A 24,590-nucleotide genomic window follows, 5' to 3' on the forward strand; every position below is an offset into this window, starting at 1 on the left:
CGGCGGCGGGGCGGTACCGAAGGCCCCGCCGCTCAATGCATGGCGGCCGCTTACTCGCCCGCCACCGCCGGCCCGCCCGAATTGCCGCGGCGGTTGCGGCGCTTCTCGCTCCACACGCGCAGCCGGTCCATGTACAGATACACGACCGGCGTCGTATAGAGCGTCAGCACCTGCGACATGATCAGGCCGCCGGCGATCGCGATCCCGAGCGGTGCGCGCAGCTCGGCGCCGTCGCCATGGCCGAACGCGAGCGGCAGCGCGCCGAGCAGCGCCGCCATCGTCGTCATCATGATCGGCCGGAAGCGCAGCAGACACGCCTCGTGGATCGCGTCGAAGGACGACTTGTGGCCGTTGCGCGTCTGGTCGATCGCGAAGTCGACCATCATGATCGCGTTCTTCTTCACGATACCGATCAGCAGGATCACGCCGATCAGCGCGATGATGCTGAACTCGGTCTTGAACAGCAGCAGCGCGAGCAGCGCGCCGACGCCGGCCGACGGCAGCGTCGACAGGATCGTGACCGGATGGATGTAGCTCTCGTACAGGATCCCGAGCACGATGTAGACGGCCAGCAGCGCCGCGAGGATCAGGATCGGCTGGTTGTTCAGCGACTGCTGGAACGCCTGCGCGGTGCCCTGGAAGCTGCCGACGATCGTCGGCGGCACGCCGATCTGCGCCATCGTCTGGTAGATCACCTGCGTCGCCTGCGACAGCGACACGCCGGGCGGCAGGTTGAACGAGATCGTCGTCGCGACGAACAGGCCCTGGTGGTTCACCGACAGCGGCGTCGTGCTCGGGCCGAAGGTCGCGATCGCGGACAGCGGGATCATCGTCGACTTCGACGTCGACACGGCCGCGCCGGACGACGCGCTCGACTTGCCGCTCGACGCGATCGAGTTCAGCGCCTGGTTGCGCGCGGAGTCGGACGCGATGGCCGCGGCGCTCGTGGCGGCCGTGCCGGCGCTCGACGTGCCGGCCGCCGTCGCGACGAAGGTGCCGGCCGCCGCGTTGGTCGTCTGCGACCCGTTCGCGCTGCCGCCCGACGTGCTGATCCACACCTGGTTCAGCATCTCGGGGCTTTGCCAGTACTTGGGCGCGACTTCCATCACGACGTGGTACTGGTTCAGCGGGTTGTAGATCGTCGAGACCTGGCGCTGGCCGAACGCGTCGTACAGCGTGTTGTCGATCTGCGCGGGCTTGATGCCGAGCCGCGCGGCAGTCGCGCGGTCGATCGTCACCATCGCCTCGAGGCCGCCTTGCTGCTGGTCGGAGTTCACGTCGGTCAGCTCGGGGCGCTTCTGCAGCGCTTCCGTCAACAGCGGCCCCCACTTGTACAGCTCGGCGCTCGAATCGCCGAGCAGCGTGAACTGGTACTGCGCGCTGCTCTGCCGGCCGCCGACGCGGATGTCCTGCGCGGCCTGCAGAAACGTGCGCGCACCCGCGACGTCCGACAGCGGCTTGCGCAGCTGCTGGATCACCTGGTCGGCCGACAGCTTGCGCTCGGTGCGGTCCTTCAGCGTGACGAACATGAAGCCGGAGTTGGTCTGCGTGCCGCCGGTGAAACCCGCGACGCTCTTCACGTTCGGATTGGACTGCACGATCCGCATCATCTCGGAGAACTTCAGTTTCATCGCCTGGAACGACGTCGACTGGTCGGCCTGGATGCCGCCGATCATCAGCCCGGTGTCCTGCTGCGGGAAGAAGCCCTTCGGCACGATGATGTACAGGTAGATGTTCAGCCCGATCGTCGCGAACAGGATCAGCAGGACCAGCAGCGGCCGGCGCAGCGCCCACGACAGCGAGCGTTCGTAGCCGCGCTGCATCCGCGTGAAGAAGCGCTCGAGGAAGCGGCCGAAGCGGCCTTCCTCGTGCACGTCGTGCGGCTCGCGCAGCAGCCGCGCGCACATCATCGGCGTGACGGTCAGCGACACCGCGAGCGACACGCCGATCGCGAGCGACAGCGTCAGCGCGAACTCGCGGAACAGCCGCCCGACGATGCCGCCCATCAGCAGGATCGGCAGGAACACCGCGACGAGCGAGATGCTCATCGACAGCACCGTGAAGCCGACTTCGCGTGCGCCGTCGAACGCGGCCTGCAGCCGCGGCTTGCCGTTCTCGATGTGGCGCGTGATGTTCTCGAGCACGACGATCGCATCGTCGACGACGAAGCCGGTCGCGACGATCAGCGCCATCAGCGACAGGTTGTCGATCGAGAAGCCGAGCAGGTACATCGCGCCGAACGTGCCGACGATCGAGATCGGCACCGCGACGCTCGGAATCAGCGTCGCGCGCCAGTTGCGCAGGAACAGGAACACGACCATCACGACCAGGCTGACCGCGATCAGCAGCGTGTGCTCGGTGTCCTTCAGCGACGCGCGGATGGTCGTCGAGCGGTCGAGCACCGGCGTGACCGTGATGTCGGCCGGCAGCGATGCGGTGAGCTGCGGCAGCGCCGCGCGCACGCGGTCGATCGTCTCGATGATGTTCGCGCCGGGCGAGCGGTAGAGGATCACGAGCACCGCGCGCTTGCCGTTCGACAAGCCGAGGTTGCGCAGATCCTCGACGCCGTCGACGACTTCCGACAGGTCGGACAGCCGCACGGCCGCGCCGTTGCGGTACGCGACGACCAGGTCGCTGTACTGCGACGCCTTCGACGCCTGGTCGTTCGTATAGAGCTGGTAGTGCTTCGGGCCGAACTCGATCGCGCCCTTCGGGCTGTTCGCGTTGGCGGACGCGAGCGCCGCGCGCACGTCCTCGAGGCCGATCCCGTAGTGGAACAGCGCATGCGGTTCGAGCTCGACGCGCACGGCCGGATTCGCGGACCCGCTGACCGTGACCTGGCCGATCCCGTCGATCTGCGACAGCGACTGCTGCAGCACCGTCGACGCGGCGTCGTACAGCTTCGCCGGCGACGACGTTTCCGACGTGAGCGACACGATCATGATCGGCGAATCGGCCGGGTTCACCTTGCGGTACGTCGGGTTGCTCTTCAGCGATGCCGGCAGGTCGGCGCGCGCCGCATTGATCGCGGCCTGCACGTCGCGTGCGGCGCCGTCGATGTCGCGGTTCAGCCCGAACTGCAGGATGATCCGCGCGTTGCCGACGGTGCTGGTCGACGTCATTTCGCTGACGTCGGCGATCGACCCGAGATGCCGTTCGAGCGGGCTCGTCACGCTGGTCGCGACGGTCTCCGGGCTCGCGCCGGGCAGCGACGCCTGCACCGAGATGGTCGGGAAGTCGACCTGCGGCAGCGGCGACACCGGCAGCTTGATGAACGCGAACAGGCCCGCGAGCGCGACGCCGAGCGCGAGCAGCGTCGTCGCGACGGGGCGGGTGATGAAGGGGCGCGACAGGTTCATCGCTTACGCACCCGTGTGCTTGCCGGCGTCGGCGCCCGGGCCGTGCCGCTCGAACCAGCCGCGCACGCGGCGCGCGAGACGGTCGAAGCCGAGATAGATCACCGGCGTCGTGAACAGCGTCAGCACCTGCGACACGATCAGGCCGCCCGCGATCGCGATCCCGAGCGGCTGGCGCAGCTCGGAACCGGCGCCCGCGCCGACGATCAGCGGCACCGCGCCGAGCAGCGCAGCGAGCGTCGTCATCAGGATCGGCCGGAAGCGCAGCAGGCACGCCTGGTAGATCGCCTCGCGCGGCGGCTTGCCTTCGACGCGCTCGGCCTCGAGCGCGAAGTCGATCATCATGATCGCGTTCTTCTTCACGATGCCGATCAGCAGCACGATCCCGATGATCCCGATGATGTCGAGATCGTGTCCGGTGATCATCAGCGCGAGCAGCGCGCCGACGCCGGCCGACGGCAGCGTCGACAGGATCGTGATCGGATGGATGTAGCTCTCGTACAGCACGCCGAGCACGATGTACATCGTGACGACCGCCGCGAGGATCAGGAACAGCTGGTTCGACAGCGACGCCTGGAACGCGAGCGCCGCGCCCTGGAAGCGCGTCTGGAACGAGCCGGGCAGGCCGATGTCCTTCTCGGCCGCGCCGATCGCCTTCACGGCCTCGCCGAGCGACGCGCCCGGCGCGAGGTTGAACGAGATCGTCGTCGACGGGAACTGCGACAGGTGCGCGACCAGCAGCGGCGACGGTCGTTCGTGGAACGACGCGATCGACGACAGCGGCACCTGGCCGCCGCCGGCGGACGGCAGGTAGATGTCGTTCAGCGATTCGGCGTAATGCTGCTCCTTCGGCTCCGACTCGAGAATCACGCGGTACTGGTTCGACTGCGTGAAGATGGTCGATACGATGCGCTGGCCGAACGCGTCGTACAGCGCGTTGTCGACGGTCGCCGGCGTGATGCCGAAACGCGCGGCGCTCGCGCGGTCGATTTCGATGTAGACCGACTGGCCGTTGCTCTGCAGATCGGTCGCGACGTCGGCGAGCGACGGCTCCTTCTGCAGCCGCGCGACGAGCTTCGGCACCCAGGTCGCGAACTCGTCCGGATTCGGGCTCGTCAGCATGAACTGGTACTGCGTCGGGCTCACGGTCGAGTCGATCGTCAGATCCTGCACCGACTGCATGAACAGCGTGATGCCGGTCACGCTCGCGACGCGCTGCTGCAGGTCGCGGATGATCTGCGCGGCCGACTCCGAGCGCGCGTCGCGCGCCTTCAGGTTGATCAGCATCCGGCCGCTGTTCAGCGTGATGTTGCTGCCGTCGACGCCGATGAACGACGTGAGGCTGTCGACGTTCGGATCCTTCAGGATCTCGGTCGCGAGCGCCTGCTGGCGTTCGGCCATCGCGCCGTACGAGATCGACTGCGGCGCCTGCGTGATCGCCTGGATCACGCCGGTGTCCTGCGCGGGGAAGAAGCCCTTCGGCACGAACACGTAGAGCAGGGCGGTCAGCGCGAGCGTCAGCAGCGCGACGACGAGCGTCGAGCGCTGGCGGTTCAGCACCCATTCGAGCGCGACCGCGTAGCGCGCGATCACCCGGTCGATCGCGCGATGCACGCGCGCCTCGAAGCGGTGGCTCTCGGGCGGCGGCGAATGGCGCAGCAGCTTTGCGCACATCATCGGCACGAGCGTGAGCGACACGATCGCCGAGATCACGATCGTCACCGCGAGCGTGATCGCGAATTCGTGGAACAGGCGGCCGACCACGTCGCCCATGAACAGCAGCGGGATCAGCACCGCGATCAGCGACACCGTCAGCGAGATGATCGTGAAGCCGATCTGCCTGGACCCCTTCAGCGCGGCCTCGAGGCCCGTGTCGCCTTCCTCGACGTAGCGCGCGATGTTCTCGATCATCACGATCGCATCGTCGACGACGAAGCCGGTCGCGATGGTGAGCGCCATCAGCGACAGGTTGTTCAGCGAGAAGCCGGCCATGTACATCACCGCGAGCGTGCCGATCAGCGACAGCGGCACCGACAGGCTCGGGATGATCGTCGCGTAGACGTTCGCGAGGAACAGGTACATCACCAGCACGACCAGCGCGACCGCGAGCAGCAGCTCGAACTGCACGTCGCGCACGGCCGCGCGGATCATCGTCGTGCGGTCGGTGACGATCTGCACGTCGAGCGCGGCGGGCAGCGTCTCCTGCAGCTTCGGCAGCTGCGCCTTGATCGCGTCGACGGTCGCGATCACGTTCGCGCCCGGCTGGCGCTGCACGTTCAGGATGATCGCGGGCTCGGAATTGACCCACGCGCCGAGCTTGGTGTTCTCCGAGCCGGCGACCACCTTCGCGACGTCGGTCAGCATCACCGGCCGGCCGCTCTTGTAGGCGACGACCGCGTCGTTGTACTGGTCGGCGCTCGTGAGCTGGTCGTTCGCGTTGATCGTGTACGCGCGCGTCGGGCCGTCGAAGTTGCCCTTCGGCGTGTTCACGTTCAGGTTCGAGATCGTCGTGCGCAGGTCGTCGAGGTTCATCCCGTACTGCGCGAGCGCGGTCGGGTTCGCCTGGATCCGCACGGCCGGCCGGTTGCCGCCCGACAGGCTGACGAGGCCGACGCCCGCGATCTGCGAGATCTTCATCGCGAGGCGCGTGTCGGTCAGGTCCTGCACCTGCGTGAGCGGCAGCGTCTTCGACGTGATCGCGAGCGTCAGCACCGGCGCGTCGGCCGGGTTCACCTTCGCGTAGATCGGCGGGGCCGGCAGGTCCGACGGCAGCAGGTTGCCCGCCGCGTTGATCGCGGCCTGCACTTCCTGTTCGGCGATGTCGAGCGGCAGGTCGAGCGAGAACTGCAGCGTGATCACCGACGCGCCGGCCGAGCTTTGCGACGACATCTGGTTCAGCGACGGCATCTGCCCGAACTGCCGCTCGAGCGGCGCGGTGACGGCCGACGTCATCACCTCGGGGCTCGCGCCCGGATAGAAGGTCTGGACCTGGATCGTCGGGTAATCGACCTCGGGCAGCGCGGCGAGCGGCAGGAAGCGCAGTGCGACGAGACCGGCCAGCATGATCGCCGCCATCAGCAGCGCGGTGCCGACTGGCCGGAGAATGAAGAGACGGGATGGATTCATCGAGCGGCCCGCGCGTTACTGGGCCGCGGAGGCCGCGGCCTGCGACGCGCCGTGCTTGTGTCCGCCGCGATGGCCGGCCGTGCCCGAGGCACCCGACGCAGCCGAGGCGCCGGCGCCGCGGGCGCCCGATGCGCCGTTCGGCTTGTCGGCCGGGATCGAGATCTTCGAGCCTTCGCGCAGCCGGTCGGAGCCGTCGGTGACCACGCGCTCGCCGAGCGCGACGCCGCTGAGGATGCTCGTGCGCTCGCCGTCGACCGGGCCGACCTTGACCTTGCGCACCGTCACCGTGTTGTCGGGCTTCACGATGTACACGAACTGGCCGATCGAGCCGGTCAGCACCGCGGCCGTCGGCACGATCGTCGCATCGCGCATCACGTCGACGAGCAGCCGCGTGTTCACGAACTGATTCGGGAACAGCAGCCCGTCCTTGTTGGCGAACGTCGCGCGCAGCTTGATCGTGCCGGTGCTGGTGTCGATCTGGTTGTCGAGCGTTTCGAGCGAACCGGTTTCGAGCGGCACGGTGTTGTTGCGGTTGTATGCGGTGACCGACAGCTTCTGGCCCGCGTTCACCTGCTTGACGATCTGCGGCAGGTTGTCTTCCGACGTCGTGAAGATCACGCTCATCGGCTGCAGCTGCGTGATCACGACGATGCCGTTCGTGTCGCCCGGCGTCACGTAGTTGCCGGGGTCGACCTGGCGCAGGCCGACGCGGCCCGACACCGGCGCCGTGATGCGCGCGTACGCGAGATTCAGCTTCGCGGAATCGATCGCCGCCTGGTCGGTCTTCACCGTGCCTTCGTATTGCTTGACGAGCGACGCCTGCGTGTCGACCGTCTGCGACGCGATCGAGTCCTGCGACAGCAGCGTCTGGTAGCGCTTCAGGTCGATGCGGGCGGTCGCTAGCAGCGCCGCGTCGCGCGCGTGCGTGCCTTCGGCGTTCGCGAGCGCGACCTGGTACGGACGCGGGTCGATCTGCGCGAGCAGGTCGCCTTTCTTGACGATCTGGCCTTCCTGGAACGCGACCGACTGCAGGTAGCCCGACAGCTGCGTCTTGACCGTCACGCTCGCGAGCGGCGTCACGGTGCCGAGCGCGGACAGCACGATCGGCATCTCGCCTCGCGTCGCGGTCGCGACCGACACGGGCTGCGGCACGTTCGCCATCGCCGCGGGGCCGCCGCGGCCGCGATGGCCGCCGCCGGCGTTCGCGGCCGATGCCGCGCTGCCCGCCGCCGGCGCGCCGGCCGGCGTACGGTTCCACGGATGCCACCACAGCAGGCCGCCGATGACGACGACCGCGAGCGTGCCGAGCGCGAGCGTGCGACGCGATCGGCGCGGGGCGGGCGAAGCAGGGTCGTTCGAAGGGGGCGTGGGCTTTTGTTGGTTGTCCATCGTGTTCTGTCAGGAAGACGGCGCGGCGTGCCGGGAAACGGGCGTGGAGCGGCGCGTGGATAGGCGGTGCGAAAGGGCCGGCTCGGTCCGGGCCCTTCCGGTTCGCGCGGGAAAGAGCGGTGCGCACCGCGAATGCGGCGCGACGATGGGCATGATCCTACGTCCCGTCCCCGTTACAGTCCAGCGGTCTATCTTTCAACGGGTTACGGTCGTTACAGAACGCGACGGGACGATGACGAAACGATTACGCGGCGCTGCGGCGCGCGGGCGCGCCGCCGATCTCGCGGGTGATCTTCGCGATGCATTCGCGCAGCGCGGGCACCACGTGCTCTTGCAGCCATTCGGGCGGGCACTGGCTCGACGCGCCGCCGCAGTTCACCGAATAGCGCTGGCCGGACGGGCCGATGAAGCCGGCGGCGACCGCGTTCAGCCCTTCGCGCCATTCGCCGACCGCGATCGCGTGACCGTCGCGCATCGCATCGTCGAGCGCCGGGTTCAGCCGTGCCGACACGTGCGGCCAGTCGTCGCCTGCCGTCGCGCGCAGCGCGTCGAGCAGCGTGCGGCGCTCGTCGTCCTCCAGCGCCGCGAGATACGCGCGGCCGACCGCCGTGCGTGCGATGTCCATCCGCGAACCGATCTCGAGGCGTGTGACCAGCACGGCCGAGCGCGGGCGGATCACGTCGATCGCGACCATGTCGAGCCGGTCGCGCACCGCGAGGTGCACCGACAGCGACGTACGCTCGGCGAGTTCGATCATGAACGGCCGCGAGCGTGCGCGGATGTCGAAGTTGCGCAGGAAGCCATGGCTCAGTTCCAGCACCGATGCGGTCAGCACGAAGCGCTCGCTGTCGGGCAGCTGGAACAGGAAGCCCGCGCTCACGAGCGTCGCGGTGATGCGCGACACGGTCGGCTTCGGGATGCCCGTCAGTTCGGTCAGCTCGCGGTTGCTGACCGGGGCGTCGGCGGCCGCGATGCGACGCAGCACGGCGAGGCCGCGCGCCAGCGCGGTGATCTCGTCGGGCGACGATTCGCGGTCTCGGGGCGCGGGAGGCGTTACAGGTGTCGACACGAGGGATTCTCTCTATTTCCGAAACTCGATTTCAATTTTGTTGGTATCGTACGATGATTGTCAAAAGATGCATGTTCCATGGGTGAATCGTTCATCGCATGGGATTTTACGGGTTCACCCTTGGTTTATTAGGAAAACGCTCAAAGCTGCATTGCCGGAAAGTGCAGAAACCGGTGCAAATACCGCTTGACTTGTCGGGCGGAAACGGAAAGAATGTCTCACGTTTTCGAAACATCGTTTCAGGAGTTTAACCGGCAACGGTGTTTCGCGCAGTCTCTCAGGTTCTAGCACGGCCCTCGGAATGGCTAGAACTTTTTTAGCGCCACGGTCTCCGTGGCGCTTTTTTTTTGCCCGTCCGCCCGGACGCGTCAGGCCCGTATTATCCCCGATCGCCGAAAACAGCCCGTTTGGCCGGGCGTGCGCATGCGTGCATGCGTGCCGCCGGCGCGCGCGAAACGCACACGCGCAAAAAAAGCGCGACGCCCGGACGGGCATCGCGCATGAACGGCGTGGAGCGCCGACGAATGAAACGTGATGAAGAGCGGATGCCCGGCCGGCGGCGCCATGCGACGGGCGCGCCCGGGCGGCGCGTCCCCGTCGTGCGCCGCGCTCAGGCCTTCGCGAGCTTGATGCTGGTCGGCTCGGCGGTCAGGTAGCCGACGCTTGCGCCGAAGCGGTCCTTGTAGTTCGCGCGCACGAGCGGATCGAGCGTCGGCTTGACCTTGTCGTGCAGCGGCGATTCCCAGTCGCCCGCGTGCTGGAAGTTGCTCATCACATAGGTCCAGCCGTTGATTTCGTCGACCGCGTGCAGGCCCGTCGATTCGGCGCCGGCCGGGCACGACAGCACGCGCGCGAGCGACTTCGTGTCGACGTTGTATGCCCACAGGAAGTTGTTCACGTGCATGCCCGAGTCTTCGCCGATGAAGAGCGTGCGCAGCTTCTCCGAGAACTTCAGGTTGTCGGGGTTCGCGATCTTGTCCGGGTTCGCGAGGTTGCCGAGCGCATCGGCCGCGGCGAGGTCCTCGCCGACGAGCGCGGCCGGCGCGCTCATGTCGACCGGTACCCACTCGCTGTCGATCGCGGCGCCCGACGTGTCGCGCTGGCCGCCCTTCAGGTTCAGCGCATAGACGGCGCCCGCGGCGATCTTCTTGTCCACCGCGACGTCGCGCGACACCGCGTTGCCCTTGACCATCGACGTCTCGATCCGCGACATCGCCGTGTAGACGATCTTGTCCTTCGCGTCGACCGTCGTGCCTTCGAGCTTCGTGAACGCCATGCTGCCGCCGATCAGCGCCGCATAGCGGTGCGTCTCGAGGAACGCGGCCGCCTTTTCCATCCCCGGCTTCACGCGGATCCAGTTGAACTTGCCGCCGAAGTGGATCTTCGTGTAGCTCGCGTCGTTCGGGTCGGTCGTCGTCAGGTCCATGATGTCCGACGCCTTCAGCGTGTTCGCGAGCGTCTCGATCTCGCTGCTCGTCGCGTGGCCGATTTTCAGCCACGTGAGCGTCGCGCTGCCGGCGCCGGCGGACGACGTCTGCGTCCACTTCGCGACGTACAGCGTGCCGGCCGACAGGTCGGCCGCCTTGTCGGCGACGAACATGAACAGGCCGCCGTTGGTCGCGTCGTCGCCCATCATCACGGTGCGCTGGTCCGGCATCACCTGGATCAGCTCGTGCGAGATGCGGCCGAGGCAGTAGTGCTTCTTCACCGTGCCGGTGCCGTCCGGGTTCACCGTGATCTCGGGCAGGTGGCCGTAGTGGTAGGGGTTCGCCTTCGTCTCGTCGCCGAACGTGTTCTTGCTGAATGCCTTGAACTGCGCGTCGGTCGCGGCCTTCGTCGCGTCCGGCTCGTATTCCTCGCTCGACAGGTGCGTGCCCCACGGCGACAGGCTCGCGCCGCACGTGATCCACAGGCCGTGCGCCTTCGACGTGTCGACGTTGTGGTACTTGACGACCTTCAGCGCGCCGTTCGACGGATCCTGGTCGAGCGTGATCACCGCAATCGGCGACGGCAGCTGGCCGTACTGCGATGCGCTCGCCTGGTCGCGCGTCGTGTATTCGAACTGTACGACCGCGAACACCGTGTTGCCCTTCACGCCGGGCACGTTCGCGTTCTTCAGCGTCAGCAGCGAGCTGCCGTCCGGGCAGTCCGAATAGAACTGGCGCTCCTTGCCCGCGACCGAACGGTCGATGATCGGCTGGTTGTTGATGTCGTAGTAGCCGCCCGCGAGGATCGTGCCGCCGTTGCCGTCCGGCACCATGTCGCCCGTCACGAAGAACGGCCGATACGCGAGCTTGAAGTTGCGCGACGAGCCGTCCGAGAACGACACCGACAGCGTCGAGCCGACCGTCGTCGTGGCCATCGCGGCCGCGTTGTCGAGCGTCGGCGCGGCCATCGCGGAGAACGCCGCCGACGTGTAGGCGGCGGCGGGTGTCGTGACTGCGGTCGCATCGTCGCCGCCGCAGCCCGTCAGCAGGGCCGGCAGCGCGAGGCCGGAGAGGGGCAGCATGGGCGCGCCGGCAAGGATCTTCAGGGCCTGGCGACGGGAAGCATTGGGCAACGCGGGCATGTGGAGTCCAGTTTCAGATGTTGGAAGAATGGCCTTCGCGACAAGCAGGCGATCGGCAAGCTTCGCGAAGGCAAGTTGAAAACTGGATCGAAGTGTAGGGATGCTGGATGAAAGTTTTTTGAATTGAAAACGTAATGATGTGCCGGGCGACGTGACGCGGGCTCCCGCCCGGGTGCCCGCGTCACGCAGCGACGAGGCTCAATCGCGTTCGGGCGTCGCCGAGATCCGGTGGATCGACAGGTCGGCGCCGTCGAATTCGGCTTCGCGATCGAGGCGCAGGCCGACGGTCGCCTTCAGCGCGCCGTACACCAGCGTGCCGCCCGCGGTCGCGATGACGATGCCGCCGAGCGTGCCGATCAGCTGCGACACGAACGACACGCCGCCGAGGCCGCCCAGCGCGGGCTGGCCGAACACGCCGGCCGCGACGCCGCCGAGCGCGCCGCACATCCCGTGCAGCGGCCACACGCCGAGCACGTCGTCGATGCGCCACTTGTTCTGCACGCAGGTGAACATCGCGACGAACACCGCGCCGGCCGCCGCGCCGGTGACGAGCGCACCGATCGGGTGCATCACGTCGGAGCCCGCGCACACGGCGACGAGACCCGCGAGCGGTCCGTTGTACGTGAAGCCCGGATCGTTGCGGCCGGCCATCCACGCGGCAAGCGTGCCGCCGACCATCGCCATCAGCGAGTTCACCGCGACGAGGCCGCTGATCTTGTCGAGCGTCTGCGCGCTCATCACGTTGAAGCCGAACCAGCCGACCGCGAGCACCCACGCGCCGAGCGCGAGGAACGGGATGTTCGACGGCGGGTGCGCGGCGATCCGGCCATCCTTTGCATAGCGGCCGTGGCGCGCGCCGAGCAGCAGCACGGCCGGCAGCGCGACCCAGCCGCCGAATGCGTGCACGACGACCGAGCCCGCGAAATCGTGGAACGGCGCGCCGAATGCGTGCGTGAGCCATGCCTGCACGCCGAAGCGCTCGTTCCACGCGATCCCTTCGAAGAACGGATAGATGAAGCCGACGATGATCAGCGTCGCGACGAGCTGCGGATTGAATTTCGCGCGTTCCGCGATGCCGCCGGACACGATCGCCGGAATGGCCGCCGCGAACGTCAGCAGGAAGAAGAAGCGCACGAGCGCGTAGCCGCTGTGCTGCGACAGCTTGCCGATGTCGTCGAAGAACTCGACGCCGTACGCGATCGTGTAGCCGATGAAGAAGTACGCCAGCGTCGATACCGAGAAGTCGACCAGGATCTTCACGAGCGCGTTGACCTGGTTCTTCTTGCGGACCGTGCCGAGCTCGAGGAATGCAAAGCCCGCGTGCATCGCGAGCACCATGACGGCGCCGATCAACAGGAACAGTGTGTCGACGCCGGATTTCAGACCATCCATGCCGTGGCTTCCTTGCGCAAAAAACGGGCAAGGAATGCAAATACCGGGCCAACTTGGTGAACGGCTGCGTGCAATTGGTGCGGAACGCGGTGTGCAAGGCCGTGTGGTGCGGCATTCCGGTGAAGCGTGCACGGAATCGGGGCGGCGTGCCGGCAGTCGGGGCGGCCGCGGCGGTGCACGCGCATGGTGCGGCGCGGGCGGAACTGGTGCGTGCGACGCACCGCGCGGTGCGACGTGGTGCGTCGCGATGCACCGGTCTGGCGCGTCAGCGGCGCGCGGCGAACAGTACGCGCGGCCGGCGCAACCGCAATGCGCACGCGGACCAGTATGCGGCGACGGTCGCGAGCCCGAGCGCGGCGAAGCCCAATGCCGCGAAGCCGGCGAGCGACTGCCTGTCGCCGGTCGGGCCGAGGATGCCTTGCGCGACGATCAGCGCGGCCGTCCAGAAGCCGAGAACGGCCTGCGCGAGCAGGCGTGCGGAGGCGATCCGGCGCGGGCGGCCCGATGTACGCAGGCGCTGCGCGGACGGTGCGCGAAGACACAGAAATACGGTGGCGGCGAGCACGGCGGCCAGCGCGATGAACCAGTCGATGAGGAAAGTCATGATGAAGCGGGAAGCGGAAAAGCGGGCGAAGCGGATGAAAGCCTGCCCACTTTAGTGTTGGCGCGCCCGCGATTGAATCAGACGAATCCGAAATTGCAACGCATATTCAATCGGCGGTGGGCATTGGCCCTGTTCCACAGGCGGTATCATCGTCGTCGGTCCAACCATTCAGGCCGTGCGGCGCATGGCCGGAGATTGCTGATGAAGATGAAGACTACGCGGGCGCGTCGCGCGCCCGGGGCCGTGCTGGCGGCTGCGGCCGTCGGTGCGGTGCTGTTGCTCGCGGGCTGCGAGAAGTCCGGCACGCCGGCCACGCAACCCGATACGGCCGCGAGCGCGGCTGCCGACGCCGCCAACAGCGCGGCCAAGGCGCTCGACCAGGTGGCGAGCACCGTCAACCAGCAGCTCAATGCCGCGAAGGCCGGCATCGCGTCCGCGGCGTCGGCCGTGCCGCCGTTGTCCGCGAGCGGCCTCGCATCGGCCGCGCAGGCGCAGTTCGACGCGGCCGCGTCCGCGGTCGTCGCGCATGCGGCATCCGAAGCCGGTGCGCGGATGGCGGAGGCCGGCAAGAAGCTCCAGCAGTGGAGCCAGCAGAACGCGTCCGGCGCGAAGCCCGCCAGCGGCGAGTAATTCCGCGCTTGCGCGATCCGCAAAATGTAATTATAGTGGTTACACATTGTCGCCGGACGCGGTTCAGGCCGGCGTCGCCGAGTGAGTGAGGAATGAATACCAGCAGCCGGTTCGCGTTTGCCGTTCACGTGCTTGCCTTGCTGTCGATGCAGGAAGGCGTGCCGCTGTCGTCCGACATCATCGCGGGCAGCGTGAACACGAATCCGGCGCTGATTCGGCGGCTGCTGTCGATGCTGGCGGCCGCGGGGCTCACCACGTCGCAGCTCGGTGCGGGCGGCGGCGCGCTACTTGCGCGCGAGCCCGGCGAGATCACGTTGCTCGACGTGTATCGCGCGGTCGACGATGCGCAGTTGTTCGCGCTGCACCGCGAGGCGCCGAATCCCGCGTGTCTCGTCGGGCGGCACATCCAGGGCGTGCTGATCGACTATATCGGCGACGCGCAGCGGGCGATGGAAGCGTCGCTCGCCACGCGCACGCTCGCGCACGTCACGGCAGACGTGCTCGAATCCGAGCAGCGCAACCGGCCGGCGGGCAGTGCGGGCGGCTGAGCGCAGGCAACGAAGGCGGCGGGCGCTGGGCGGCGCGCATGCGCGGCGGCCGGCACGACGGAGTTTCACTCCGTTTTTTTTCGGTCTTATATGTAATTCCTTTAGTTACTTTTTTCTTACTGGAGAATCGACATGACGCAACGTACCTTGAACATCGCACTGTTTGGCGCCACCGGCATGATCGGCTCGCGTATCGCGGCGGAAGCCGCACGGCGCGGTCATCGCGTGACCGCGCTATCGCGTCGTCCCGGCGCGGCCGGCGACGGCATTACCGCGAAGGCGGCCGACCTGTTCGATGCGGCCAGCATCGCGGCCGCGCTGCCGGGCCACGACGTCGTCGCGAGCGCGTACGGCCCGAAGCAGGACGACGCCGCGAAGGTCGTCGCGGCCGCGCAGGCGCTCGTGGCCGGCACGCGTCAGGCCGGATTGAAGCGGCTCGTCGTCGTGGGCGGCGCCGGTTCGCTGGAAGTCGCGCCCGGCAAGCAACTCGTCGACACCGAAGGTTTCCCGGATGCGTACAAGGCGGTCGCGCTCGCGCATCGCGATGCGCTCGAGTATCTGAAGACGGTCGGCGATCTCGACTGGACGTTCTTCGCGCCGGCCGCACTGATCGCACCGGGCGAACGCACGGGCACGTTCCGCACGGGCGTCGGCAAGCTGATCGCGGACGCGCAGGGCAACAGCAAGATCTCGGCGGAAGACTACGCGGTCGCGTTCGTCGATGCGCTCGAGCAGCAAAGCTTCGTGCGCGAGATCGCGACGGTCGCGTATTGAGCGACGGCACGGCGGCGCGGCGCGCAAGCACTGCGGTCGCAGCATTCGCCGTATGTGTGCGAGCTTCGCCATGCGCGGCCCGCGCGGTAGCAACGACATCAGGCGATTCCACCTCGACGGGTGGAGTCGCCTGTTTCGTCTGGTGTGCCGACGATCGACAGGCCGGCGTACACGGGATCGTACGCATGGCTGCGCGTTCGTTGCGTGATCGGTATTTATCCCGGTCGACGCCGCGTTGTGGTTTCCATATTGTTCCCCGTCATGCACGATGCATAGAAAAAATTTCTATCTACGAGGGACCGGGTAAATGGATGCCATCGATCGCAAGCTGCTGGAGCTGTTGCAGGCGGATGCCACGCTGCCGATCGCGGAACTCGCGCAGCGCGTGAACCTGTCGCAGACGCCGTGCTGGAAGCGCGTGCAGCGGCTCAAGGAGACCGGCGCGATCCGCGCGCAGGTCGCGCTGTGCGATCCGCGCAAGCTCGGCGTCGGCACGACCGTGTTCGTCGCGATCCGCACGAACCAGCACACCGAGGAATGGGCGCAGCGTTTCACGCAGGCCGTGCGCGACATGCCGGAAGTCGTCGAGGTGTACCGGATGAGCGGCGAGACCGACTATCTGCTGCGCGTCGTGGTGGCCGGCATCGACGATTACGATCGCGTGTACAAGCGGCTGATCCGCGCGGTGCCGCTGTTCGACGTGAGCTCGTCGTTCGCGATGGAGCAGATCAAGTATTCGACCGCGCTGCCGGTGCGCGACCTGTCCGAGCCGATGTAGCACGCGGAACGGCGCTCGCTGGTCGGCCGTGCGGCCGCAGCTTTCGATATCGACGCTGACGCGCGCCGCAGCCGCCGATGCGAGCAGCGCGCGAGCGCCCGCGTACGACACGTTGAAATCGGCGCGTCGGCCGCGGTATCCCTGTGAGCGTTAGCGTGCAGGCGCCGCCGACGCGGGCCGGCGCCGTCGCCGTCGTGGGCTCGTGCGCTCAACGGCCGCGGGCCATGGCACGTGCGCGTTCGTCCGCCAGCGCGTCGCGGCGCACGAATTCCGCGACGAACGGGCTCGCCGGATGGTGGTGCAGCGCATACGGCGTGTCCCACTGCGCGAGCCGGCCATCCTTCATCACGCCGATCCGGTCGGCGATCGCGAACGCTTCCGCCTGGTTGTGCGTGACGAGGATCGCCGTATGCCCCGTGCGTTTCAGGATGTCGCGCAGCTCGAACGCCAGGCGCTCGCGCGTATCGACGTCGAGATTCGAGAACGGCTCGTCGAGCAGCAGCAGTTCCGGCGACGGCGCGAGCGCGCGGGCGAGGGCGACGCGTTGCTGCTGGCCGCCCGACAATTCGTGCGGATACGCGCTGCCGGATTCCGCGAGGCCGACGAGCGCGAGCATGTCGGCGACGCGCGCGCGCCGTTCGGCCTTCGGCATCCGCCGCAGCCCGAACGCGACGTTGTCGGCCGCGCTCAGGTGCGGGAACAGCGCATAGTCCTGGAACATCATCCCGATGCGCCGCCGCTCGGGCGGCACGTCGAGCGACGGCGCCGCGACCGGCGTGCCGTCCAGCACGATGCGTCCCATGCGCACGGGTTCGAAGCCCGCGATCGCGCGCAGCGCCGTGGTCTTGCCGCAGCCCGATGCGCCGAGCAGGCAGCCGATGTCGCCGCGCGGCAGCGCGAGGCTGAGCCCGTCGACCACCGTGCGGCGGCCGTGCGGCGTGTCGTAGGCGACGCAGACGTCGTCGAGTTCGAGCAGGTTCACGGTGTCAGGCTCCGATCTTGTGACGGGTGCGCGCGAGCAGGATCACGGGCACGAGCCCGGCCAGCACGATCGCGAGCGCGGCGACCGCGCCTTCCTCGTAGGTGCCGCGCGCGGCTTCCGCATACAGCCAGGTCGCGAGCGTGTCGAAATTCAGCGGACGCAGCAGCAGCGTCGCCGGCAGTTCCTTCATCGCGTCGACGAACACGAGCAACGCGCTCGTCGTGAGTGCGGGCCGCAACAGCGGCAGGTGCACGCGGCGTAGCGTGCCGCCAGCCGTCTCGCCGAGCGAGCGCGCGGCCTGTTCGAGCGACGGCGGAATGCGCGCGAGGCCTGCTTCGATGCTGCCGGCCGAGATCGCGAGAAAGCGCACGGTGTACGCGATCACGAGCGCGGCCGCCGAGCCCATCAGCAGCAGCCCGTCGCGGCCGAGTGCGGTGGCGACGAGCCGGTCGAACGCCGCGAACGGGATCAGCAGGCCGATCGCGAGCACGGTGCCGGGCACCGCGTAACCGAGGCTTGCGATCCGCGCGCACAAGCGGGCCGGGCCCGCCCGCGCGCTGTCGCGCTGCGCACGGGCCGCCCACGCGACGACGAGCCCGCACGCGAGCGTCGCGGCGGTTGCGGCGGCGGCGATCGTCAGCGTGTTCGCGAGCCCGGTCAGCAACTGCGCGGACACGCCGCCGACCAGATGCAGCCGCTTGCCGGTCTCGACCGCGAGATACGCGGCCGGCGCACCGAAGCCGAGCAGGACCGGCAGCCAGCCGAGCGCGGCGGCGGACCACGCGGCCGCGCCGGTCAGCCTGCGCGGCGCGATCGGGCGCATGCGCCGGCCGTGCGCGTAGCGCTGGCGGCGGCGCCCGTAGCGTTCGAGCGCGATCATGCCGACGACGATCGCGAGCATCGCGAGCGCGATCTGCGCGGCGCCGGCGAGATCGGAGCGCGTGATCCACGTGGTGTAGACCGATACCGTCAGCGTCTGCACGCCGAGGAATTCGGACGCGCCGATGTCGTTCAGCGTTTCGAGCAGCGCAAGGCTCACGCCGACCGCGATCGCGGGCCGCGCCAGCGGCACGACGACGCGCCAGAACGTCGCGATGCGTCCGGCGCCCAGCGTGCGCGCGGCTTCGAGGAGGCTCGCGGACTGCGTGACGAACATCGCCCGCGTGCTCAGGTACACGTACGGGTACAGCACGAAGCCCAGCACGAAGATCGCGCCGGGCAGCGAGCGCAGGTCGGGCAGGCGGAACTGGCGCGGGCTGTCGAAGCCGAGCAGCCAGCGGATCGCGCCCTGCACGGGGCCGATCGGGTGGAGCAGGTCCAGATACGCGAACGCGACGATGTAGGTGGGCACCGCGAGCGGCAGCAGCAGCGCCCAGGTCAGCATCCGGCGGCCGGGGAAGTCGTACGCGGTGACGAGCCACGCGCAGCCCGTGCCGATCACCGTGACGATCGCGCCGACGCCCGCGAGCAGCAGCAGCGTATTGACGAGCGCCTGCGGCAGCACGAATTCGGCGAGATGCGCCCAGTGCGCGAGATCGGCGCCGAACGCGGCGGCCACCAGCACCGCGAGCGGCGCCGCGACCGCCGCGGCGATCGTGGCGGCGGCGGTCAGCCAGAAGCTGCCCGCGCGCAACCGGAATGGCTGGCGGCGCGCGCGGGCAAACGATGCATCAGTTGTCAAAGCCGACCTTGTCGACGAGCTGGCTGGCCGCCTTCCGGTGCTTCGCGATGTCGGCGAGCGGCAGCGGGTCGACCTTCAGCGTGCCGAAGCTCGCGATCACCGGGTCGAGCTTCACGTTCGCGCGCACCGGATATTCGTAGTTCGCCTGCGCATACAGCGCCTGCGCTTCCGGCGACACCAGATATTCGAGCAGCTTCACCGCGTTGGCCTTGTGCGGCGCGCGCTTCGCGACGGTCGCGCCGCTGATGTTTACGTGCGTGCCGCCGCTCTTCGCGTTCGCGAACGTCGGGCGCACGACCTTGATCGCGTCGCCCCACTTGCGCGCATCGGTGCCGGCTTCCGCGTTCTTCATGTGGCCGACGTAGTACGCGTTCGCGAGACCGACGTCGCAGATGCCGCCGAGAATGTCGCGCGCGACGTCGCGGTCGCCGCCCGTCGCCTTGCGTGCGAGGTTCGCCTTCACGCCGCGCAGCCACTTTTCGGTCGCGGCTTCGCCATCGTGCGCGATCATCGCGGCGACGAGCGCGGTGTTGTACGGATGCTGGCCCGAACGGATGCAGACCTTGCCCTTCCATTTCGGATCGGCGAGATCCTCGTAGCGGAATGCGTCGACCTTCAGATCCTTCTCGACGTACAGCACGCGATCGCGCAGCGACAGCGCATACCAGTCGCCCTGCGCGCCGCGCAGGTTCGCGGGAATCGCATCGTCGAGCACCTTCGAGCGCACCGGCTGCGCGAGCCCGCCGTCGACGAGATCGAGCAGGTTGCCGATGTCGACCGTCATCAGCACATCGGCCGGCGACTGCGCGCCTTCGGCCTTCACGCGCTCGAGCAGGCCGTCCTTCACGAATACCGTGTTGACCTTGACGCCGCTCTGCTTCGTGAACGCGTCGATCAGCGGCTGGATCAGCTTCGGTTCGCGGGTGGTGTACAGGCTCACTTCCTCGGCCGCCTGGGCAAGCGGCGCGAACGCGGCGGCGGCAACGGCGAGGGCGCCGGCGAGCGGCAGCAGGCGGGTGCGCAGATTCGACATGGAGACTCCGGTGAGGCAGGCGGACGAAGAAGCGTTCCGGGGCGTGCCTGCCGCCCGAGCGACCCGAAACATTACAAAGCGAAAGATTTCGGATTCTAGATCGGAATGGGAATGATTATCAAATGAAAGGTAGAGAAAGGTGCGAGGAAGGCGCGAACGACCGAGCACGCGACAGCACGATGCGGCGCGCATACAAGCGCGTAGAATGCCCGCTTCAACGAATTCGACGGAGCCGCACCGACCATGAACGATCAGCGCAAGAAGAACCCTGTCCGCAACGTGAGCATCCTGATCGTCGTGGCCGTGCTGCTCGTGATCGGGACGATCCTGTACAACGCGATCTCGCAGAAGCGCGCGTACGACGAAGCCCATCCGGCCGAGGCCGCGAGCGCGAGCGCCGCGTCGCACTGACGCCGGTGCGGACGTGCGCGATCGCTGCGCGGCCCGGATCGGGCCGTCAGCGACGCGCGGGAACGGGGGAAGAGAAGAACAGCGGCTGCGGCGGGCGACGCGATGCGTCGCGTTGCGCCGGGGAAGACGCGGGCGTCGAGACCGGCGCGCCGCATCGAGAATCAGTCATGCGTCAACGTGACGCAGGTGCGAACTTCGGGCGGATCCGTCCATAGAAGACGGCCGCGAGCAGCGCGAGCCATGCCGCGCCGACGTAGAGCGCGACACGCGTGTCCTCGAACCAGCCGAGCATCACGATCACGAAACCCATGAACGCGATCGTCAGCGCGGGCGCGACGGGCCACAGCGGCACCTTGAACTTCAGCGCCGCGACTTCCGCGCGCGACAGGCGCCGGCGCAGCGCGACCTGCGACAGCAGGATCATCAGCCACACCCACACGGTCGCGAACGTCGCGATCGCCGCGACCACCAGGAACACGTCCTTCGGCATCAGGTAGTTGAGCAGCACGCCGACGAGCAGCGCGCCGGCCATCACGAGCACCGTGACCCACGGCACGCCGTGCCGCGACGTCGACATCAGCACGCGCGGCGCCTGGCCTTGCCGCGCCATCCCGAACATCATCCGGCCCGCGCCGAAGATGTCGCTGTTGATCGCCGAGATCGCCGCGCTGATCACGACGAGGTTCAGGATCGTCGCGGCCGACTTCACGCCGAGCGCCGAGAAGATCTGCACGAACGGGCTGCCGTCGCTGCCGACGCCGGTCCACGGACTGATCGACATCAGCACGACCATCGTCAGCACGTAGAACAGCAGGATGCGCGCGGGCACCGCGTTGATTGCGCGCGGAATCACGCGCTCCGGATCCTTCGCCTCGCCGGCGCTCATCCCGATCACCTCGATGCCGCCGTACGCGAAGATCACGACCGACAGCGACGCGATGAGCCCGCCGATTCCGTTCGGGAAGAAGCCGCCATGGTTCCACAGGTTCGCGAACGTCGGCACGTCGGCCGAATGGCCGAAGTGCATGCCGGTCAGCAGGATCGCGACGCCGCCGCCGATCATCGCGACGATCGCGCCGACCTTGATGATCGACAGCCAGAACTCGAGCTCGCCGAACACCTTCACGTGGCACAGGTTCAACCCGCAGATCACCGCGACGACGCCGAGTACCCAGATCCACTGCGGCACGTCCGGAAACCAGAAGCCCATGTAGATGCCGAACGCGGTGATGTCGGCGATCGCGACGATCACCATTTCGAGCGTGTAGGTCCAGCCGGTGACGAAACCGGCGAACGGGCCGAGGTTCTCGGTCGCGTAATGGCCGAACGAGCCGGCGACGGGCTCGCGCACGGCCATTTCGCCGAGCGCGCGCATCACCATGTAGACGGCCGCGCCGCCGAGGATGTACGCCAGGATCACGGCCGGGCCCGCGAGCTGGATCGCCGACGCCGAGCCGTAGAACAGGCCGGTGCCGATCGCCGAACCCAGCGCGAGAAAGCGGATGTGCCGCGCGCTCAGATGGCGCTGCAAGTTTTTCATCGAGTCTCCGATATCGTTATGCGACGGACCGGGCGAGCGGGGCCGGTCCTGTTGGCTCAAGTTGTCTATACAACTTAAATGTGAACGAATGATAACAAGCCGGGCCATGGGACCGGAATCGGGTATTCCCTGACTGGCGCAAGCGGCGAAACCGGGCGTGGGGCCGGCGTGTGGCGTGCGCGGCGGCCGTGTGCGGCGAGCCGGCCATGCTTCGGCGGAACGGGGATGCGGGAACGGCGGGAGCGCCGCCGGCCGGCCCGCGTGCCTGCGCGGCCGGCCGGCGACGGCATAACGTCATGCACTCATGCGGGCAGCCGGATCACGCTTGCATCCTTGCGAATCAGCAGCGACGACGCGAGCATCTGCTTGCACTGGTGCGCGAGCACCTTCAGGTCGTGCGTGAGCTCGGCGCCCACCGCATCGGATTTTTCCGCGGACACGACCATTGCATCGAGGTCGCGCGTGAGCTGTTTCGTCGCGTCGATCTGATCGGCCGGCGGCGGCTCGCCGGCTTCCGCCTTTTCGAGGTTCTCGAGCACGGCGGACAGGCCGCGGTGCAGCGCGTCGTCGTGCGCGAGATGTTCGTCGGCCGCGCACGCGCTGCGGATCAACGGCGCGGCCGCGGTGATTTGCGCGCCGAGCACGTGCGTCTGCACGAGCAGGTCGTTCAGCTCCGGCACGAAGCGCTGATGCGCCTTCGGCTCGATCATCATCCGCTGGAACGCCTGGCCGAGGTTCGCGAACGCGATGTGCACGTCCTTGCGCGCGAGACGGTAGCGATAGTCGTCGTCGAGCGTGCTCGCCGGCGTTTCGATCGCCGCGGCGACGACCGGCACGACGGCCGCGCCGTCGGCGGCCGGCACCGGCGGCGGCGACGCGCCGCGCCCGGCGCGCCACACGGCCTCGAAATACTTGCGCGTCGACGTCAGCATGTCGGTCACGAGCTTGCCCATCAACCGGTATTCCCAGTACGGGAACAGGCGGCTCGCGGCGATCGCGATCATGCAGCCGACGACCGTGTCGATCGCGCGCTCGCCGATGATGCGCATGCTGCCCGGCGCGAGCAGGTGGAACATCAGCAGCACGTACGACGACGTGAACACGACGCTCGCCGCATAGTTGAACAGCAGCAGGCTGTAGCTCATCACCATCGATCCGAACATGATCGCGATCAGCAGATGCGGTTCCTTCACCGTGTAGATCAGCGCGAGGCTCGCCGCGCACCCGATCAGCGTGCCGACGATCCGCTGCGCGTTGCGCTGCTTGGTGAGCGAATAGCCGGGCTTCAGGATGATGATGGTCGTCATCACGATCCAGTACGCGTTCGTGAGCGGCAGCAGCCGGCCGAGCCAGAAGCCGACCGCCACCGCGATCGTCACGCGCAGCGCGTGGCGGAAGCTCGGCGAGCGCATGTTCAGGTTCGAGAAGATCAACAGCGGCGACATCCGGCGCCGCTGCAGGAAGCGCGTGAGCGCCTTGTCGATCTTCAGTTCCGTCTGCTGCGGGTCGGCATGGCCCGACAGGTTGCGGCGCATCCGGTCGATCAGGCGCGTCGCGCTCCAGATGCGCCGGAACGTCGCGAGCACCGCCGCATACGCTTCCGCGTTGCTCGCCGGGAAGTTCTTCTTGCGCATCAGCTCGATCTCGTACTCGATCGCGCGCAGTTCGGCCTTCACGCTGATGCGCGAATGCGGCGCGCGGTTCTCGAGCACCGCGAGGCCGATCTCTTCGAGATCGGCGGCCGCCTTGCGGATCAGGTCGCGATAGAAAATGATCAGGTCCGAGCCGCCGAACGTATTGCGCACGAGCGGGTAGTCGGTGTGCGCGCCGACGAACAGCTCGTGCAGGTCGACGCTGTTGATGAACAGGTTGTACATCGTCGTGCGGCCGGGATCGAGCTTGCCGCGGCGCAGCTTCGGCAGGTTGCGCAGCACGATGTCGCGCGCGGTTTCCTGCGTTTCGACCGCGGTGATCTGCTTGGCGACCAGATTGCGGTAGCACTCGTCGAGATCGGCGTCGAGATCGTAGAACTGCGCGCGCGCGAGCAGGTAGTCGGCGCACGCGAACAGGCTTTCGGCGAGTGCCTGCTGCTCGATCCGGCGCGCCTGCCATTGCGAGACGAGCGTCGCCCAGTACGTGTACCAGAGGCCGCCCGCGAGAATCCAGCCGGCGTTGACGAACGCCTGCAGCGGCGTGAATTTCTCCTCGAGCGTCATCACCATCATGAACAGCGTCGCGAAGCTGATCTGCGGCCAGCGGTTGCCGTAGACGACGATCAGCGACAGCACGAACGTGAGCGGCACGATCGTCAGCCACAGCGCGAAGATGTTCGGTGTCGCGAGGCCGGTTGCGAGCGCGGCCAGGAAACCGATCACGCTGCACGCGAGCATTTCGTTGTGCTTGTACTTCAGCGGGCCCGGCATGTCGACCACGCATGCGCCGAGCGCGCCGGTCGAGATCGTGAAGCCGAGCTCCCGGTTGTGAAACACGATCAGGCACAGCACGGCCGGCAACGACACGCCGACCGCGATCCGCAGGCCGCCGAAAAAGTACTGGCTGTAGAAAAACTTTCTGATTTCGACCGAGTAGCGCATCGATGGGCTGAATGACAGACGAAGACGCCCGGGGCGGCGTATTGACTGGCGACGAGTCTATCGTATTTCGCGGTCCGCAAAACCTGGCCTTTCGGACGAGGTTCGCCGCGGCGG

Annotated in this window: 17 protein-coding genes; 5 read left to right on the forward strand and 12 right to left on the reverse strand. The window is 67.8% G+C overall.

What is annotated here, in order from left to right:
* Nucleotides 1-50: 50 nt before the first annotated feature.
* The 7 genes from Q3A80_RS17560 to Q3A80_RS17590 all read right to left on the reverse strand — a co-directional run bounded on the left by Q3A80_RS17560 (nucleotide 51) and on the right by Q3A80_RS17590 (nucleotide 13,505).
* The gene (locus Q3A80_RS17560; RefSeq protein WP_446330188.1) at nucleotides 51-3,359 is read right to left on the reverse strand and encodes an efflux RND transporter permease subunit; all 3,309 of its coding nucleotides are present in this window, start codon (nucleotides 3,357-3,359) and stop codon (nucleotides 51-53) included.
* Between the two features lie 3 nt (nucleotides 3,360-3,362).
* Entirely contained in the window at nucleotides 3,363-6,482 is a 3,120-nt protein-coding gene (locus Q3A80_RS17565; RefSeq protein WP_446330189.1) for an MdtB/MuxB family multidrug efflux RND transporter permease subunit, read from the reverse strand.
* A 15-nt stretch (nucleotides 6,483-6,497) separates the two neighbouring features.
* Complete coding sequence (locus Q3A80_RS17570; RefSeq protein WP_446330190.1) at nucleotides 6,498-7,871, reverse strand: MdtA/MuxA family multidrug efflux RND transporter periplasmic adaptor subunit; 1,374 nt, start codon at nucleotides 7,869-7,871, stop codon at nucleotides 6,498-6,500.
* 244 nt (nucleotides 7,872-8,115) lie between these two features.
* Complete coding sequence (locus Q3A80_RS17575; protein WP_446330191.1) at nucleotides 8,116-8,940, reverse strand: IclR family transcriptional regulator; 825 nt, start codon at nucleotides 8,938-8,940, stop codon at nucleotides 8,116-8,118.
* 610 nt (nucleotides 8,941-9,550) lie between these two features.
* Nucleotides 9,551-11,509, reverse strand: a complete 1,959-nt coding sequence (locus tag Q3A80_RS17580; protein WP_446330192.1) for a PhoX family protein — start codon at nucleotides 11,507-11,509, stop codon at nucleotides 9,551-9,553.
* A gap of 198 nt (nucleotides 11,510-11,707) precedes the next feature.
* Entirely contained in the window at nucleotides 11,708-12,901 is a 1,194-nt protein-coding gene (locus tag Q3A80_RS17585; protein ID WP_446330193.1) for an ammonium transporter, read from the reverse strand.
* Nucleotides 12,902-13,166: 265 nt separating this feature from the next.
* A complete protein-coding gene (locus tag Q3A80_RS17590) occupies nucleotides 13,167-13,505 on the reverse strand; it encodes a hypothetical protein (protein WP_446330194.1) in 339 nt (112 codons plus the stop codon).
* A gap of 201 nt (nucleotides 13,506-13,706) precedes the next feature.
* On the opposite strand from Q3A80_RS17590, the gene Q3A80_RS17595 reads away from it, so the two are divergent.
* The 4 genes from Q3A80_RS17595 (at nucleotide 13,707) to Q3A80_RS17610 (ending at nucleotide 16,235) form a co-directional block, all read left to right on the forward strand.
* Nucleotides 13,707-14,135, forward strand: coding sequence for a hypothetical protein (locus Q3A80_RS17595; protein WP_446330195.1), 429 nt, complete (start codon nucleotides 13,707-13,709; stop codon nucleotides 14,133-14,135).
* Between the two features lie 92 nt (nucleotides 14,136-14,227).
* Nucleotides 14,228-14,683, forward strand: coding sequence for an Rrf2 family transcriptional regulator (locus Q3A80_RS17600; RefSeq protein WP_446330196.1), 456 nt, complete (start codon nucleotides 14,228-14,230; stop codon nucleotides 14,681-14,683).
* Between the two features lie 132 nt (nucleotides 14,684-14,815).
* A complete protein-coding gene (locus Q3A80_RS17605) occupies nucleotides 14,816-15,457 on the forward strand; it encodes an NAD(P)-dependent oxidoreductase (protein WP_446330197.1) in 642 nt (213 codons plus the stop codon).
* 307 nt (nucleotides 15,458-15,764) lie between these two features.
* Nucleotides 15,765-16,235 carry an Lrp/AsnC family transcriptional regulator gene (locus Q3A80_RS17610; RefSeq protein WP_446330198.1) on the forward strand — a complete coding sequence of 157 codons (471 nt, stop codon included), beginning with the start codon at nucleotides 15,765-15,767 and terminating at the stop codon, nucleotides 16,233-16,235.
* A gap of 208 nt (nucleotides 16,236-16,443) precedes the next feature.
* Here the strand turns inward: Q3A80_RS17610 and Q3A80_RS17615 are convergent, their stop codons facing one another.
* Genes Q3A80_RS17615 through Q3A80_RS17625 form a run of 3 tightly spaced genes read right to left on the reverse strand, consistent with a single transcriptional unit; the run spans nucleotide 16,444 to nucleotide 19,931 of the window.
* On the reverse strand, nucleotides 16,444-17,217 hold the full coding sequence (locus Q3A80_RS17615) for an ABC transporter ATP-binding protein (protein WP_446330199.1): 774 nt from the start codon (nucleotides 17,215-17,217) through the stop codon (nucleotides 16,444-16,446).
* A gap of 4 nt (nucleotides 17,218-17,221) precedes the next feature.
* On the reverse strand, nucleotides 17,222-18,898 hold the full coding sequence (locus Q3A80_RS17620) for an ABC transporter permease (protein ID WP_446330200.1): 1,677 nt from the start codon (nucleotides 18,896-18,898) through the stop codon (nucleotides 17,222-17,224).
* Complete coding sequence (locus tag Q3A80_RS17625; RefSeq protein ID WP_446330201.1) at nucleotides 18,888-19,931, reverse strand: Fe(3+) ABC transporter substrate-binding protein; 1,044 nt, start codon at nucleotides 19,929-19,931, stop codon at nucleotides 18,888-18,890. The genes Q3A80_RS17620 and Q3A80_RS17625 overlap by 11 nt, the downstream gene beginning before the upstream one ends.
* A gap of 243 nt (nucleotides 19,932-20,174) precedes the next feature.
* Here Q3A80_RS17625 and Q3A80_RS17630 point away from each other — a divergent pair, with 243 nt between their 5' ends.
* Nucleotides 20,175-20,342: a hypothetical protein gene (locus tag Q3A80_RS17630; RefSeq protein WP_014897547.1), complete on the forward strand. Its 168-nt coding sequence runs from the start codon at nucleotides 20,175-20,177 to the stop codon at nucleotides 20,340-20,342.
* A gap of 172 nt (nucleotides 20,343-20,514) precedes the next feature.
* On the opposite strand, the gene Q3A80_RS17635 is transcribed toward Q3A80_RS17630, so the two are convergent.
* Entirely contained in the window at nucleotides 20,515-21,882 is a 1,368-nt protein-coding gene (locus tag Q3A80_RS17635; RefSeq protein WP_446330202.1) for an amino acid permease, read from the reverse strand.
* A gap of 302 nt (nucleotides 21,883-22,184) precedes the next feature.
* Nucleotides 22,185-24,476, reverse strand: a complete 2,292-nt coding sequence (locus tag Q3A80_RS17640) for an FUSC family protein (RefSeq protein ID WP_446330203.1) — start codon at nucleotides 24,474-24,476, stop codon at nucleotides 22,185-22,187.
* Between the last annotated feature and the right edge of the window lie 114 nt (nucleotides 24,477-24,590).

The sequence above is a fragment of the Burkholderia sp. SR8 genome (assembly GCF_052851275.1).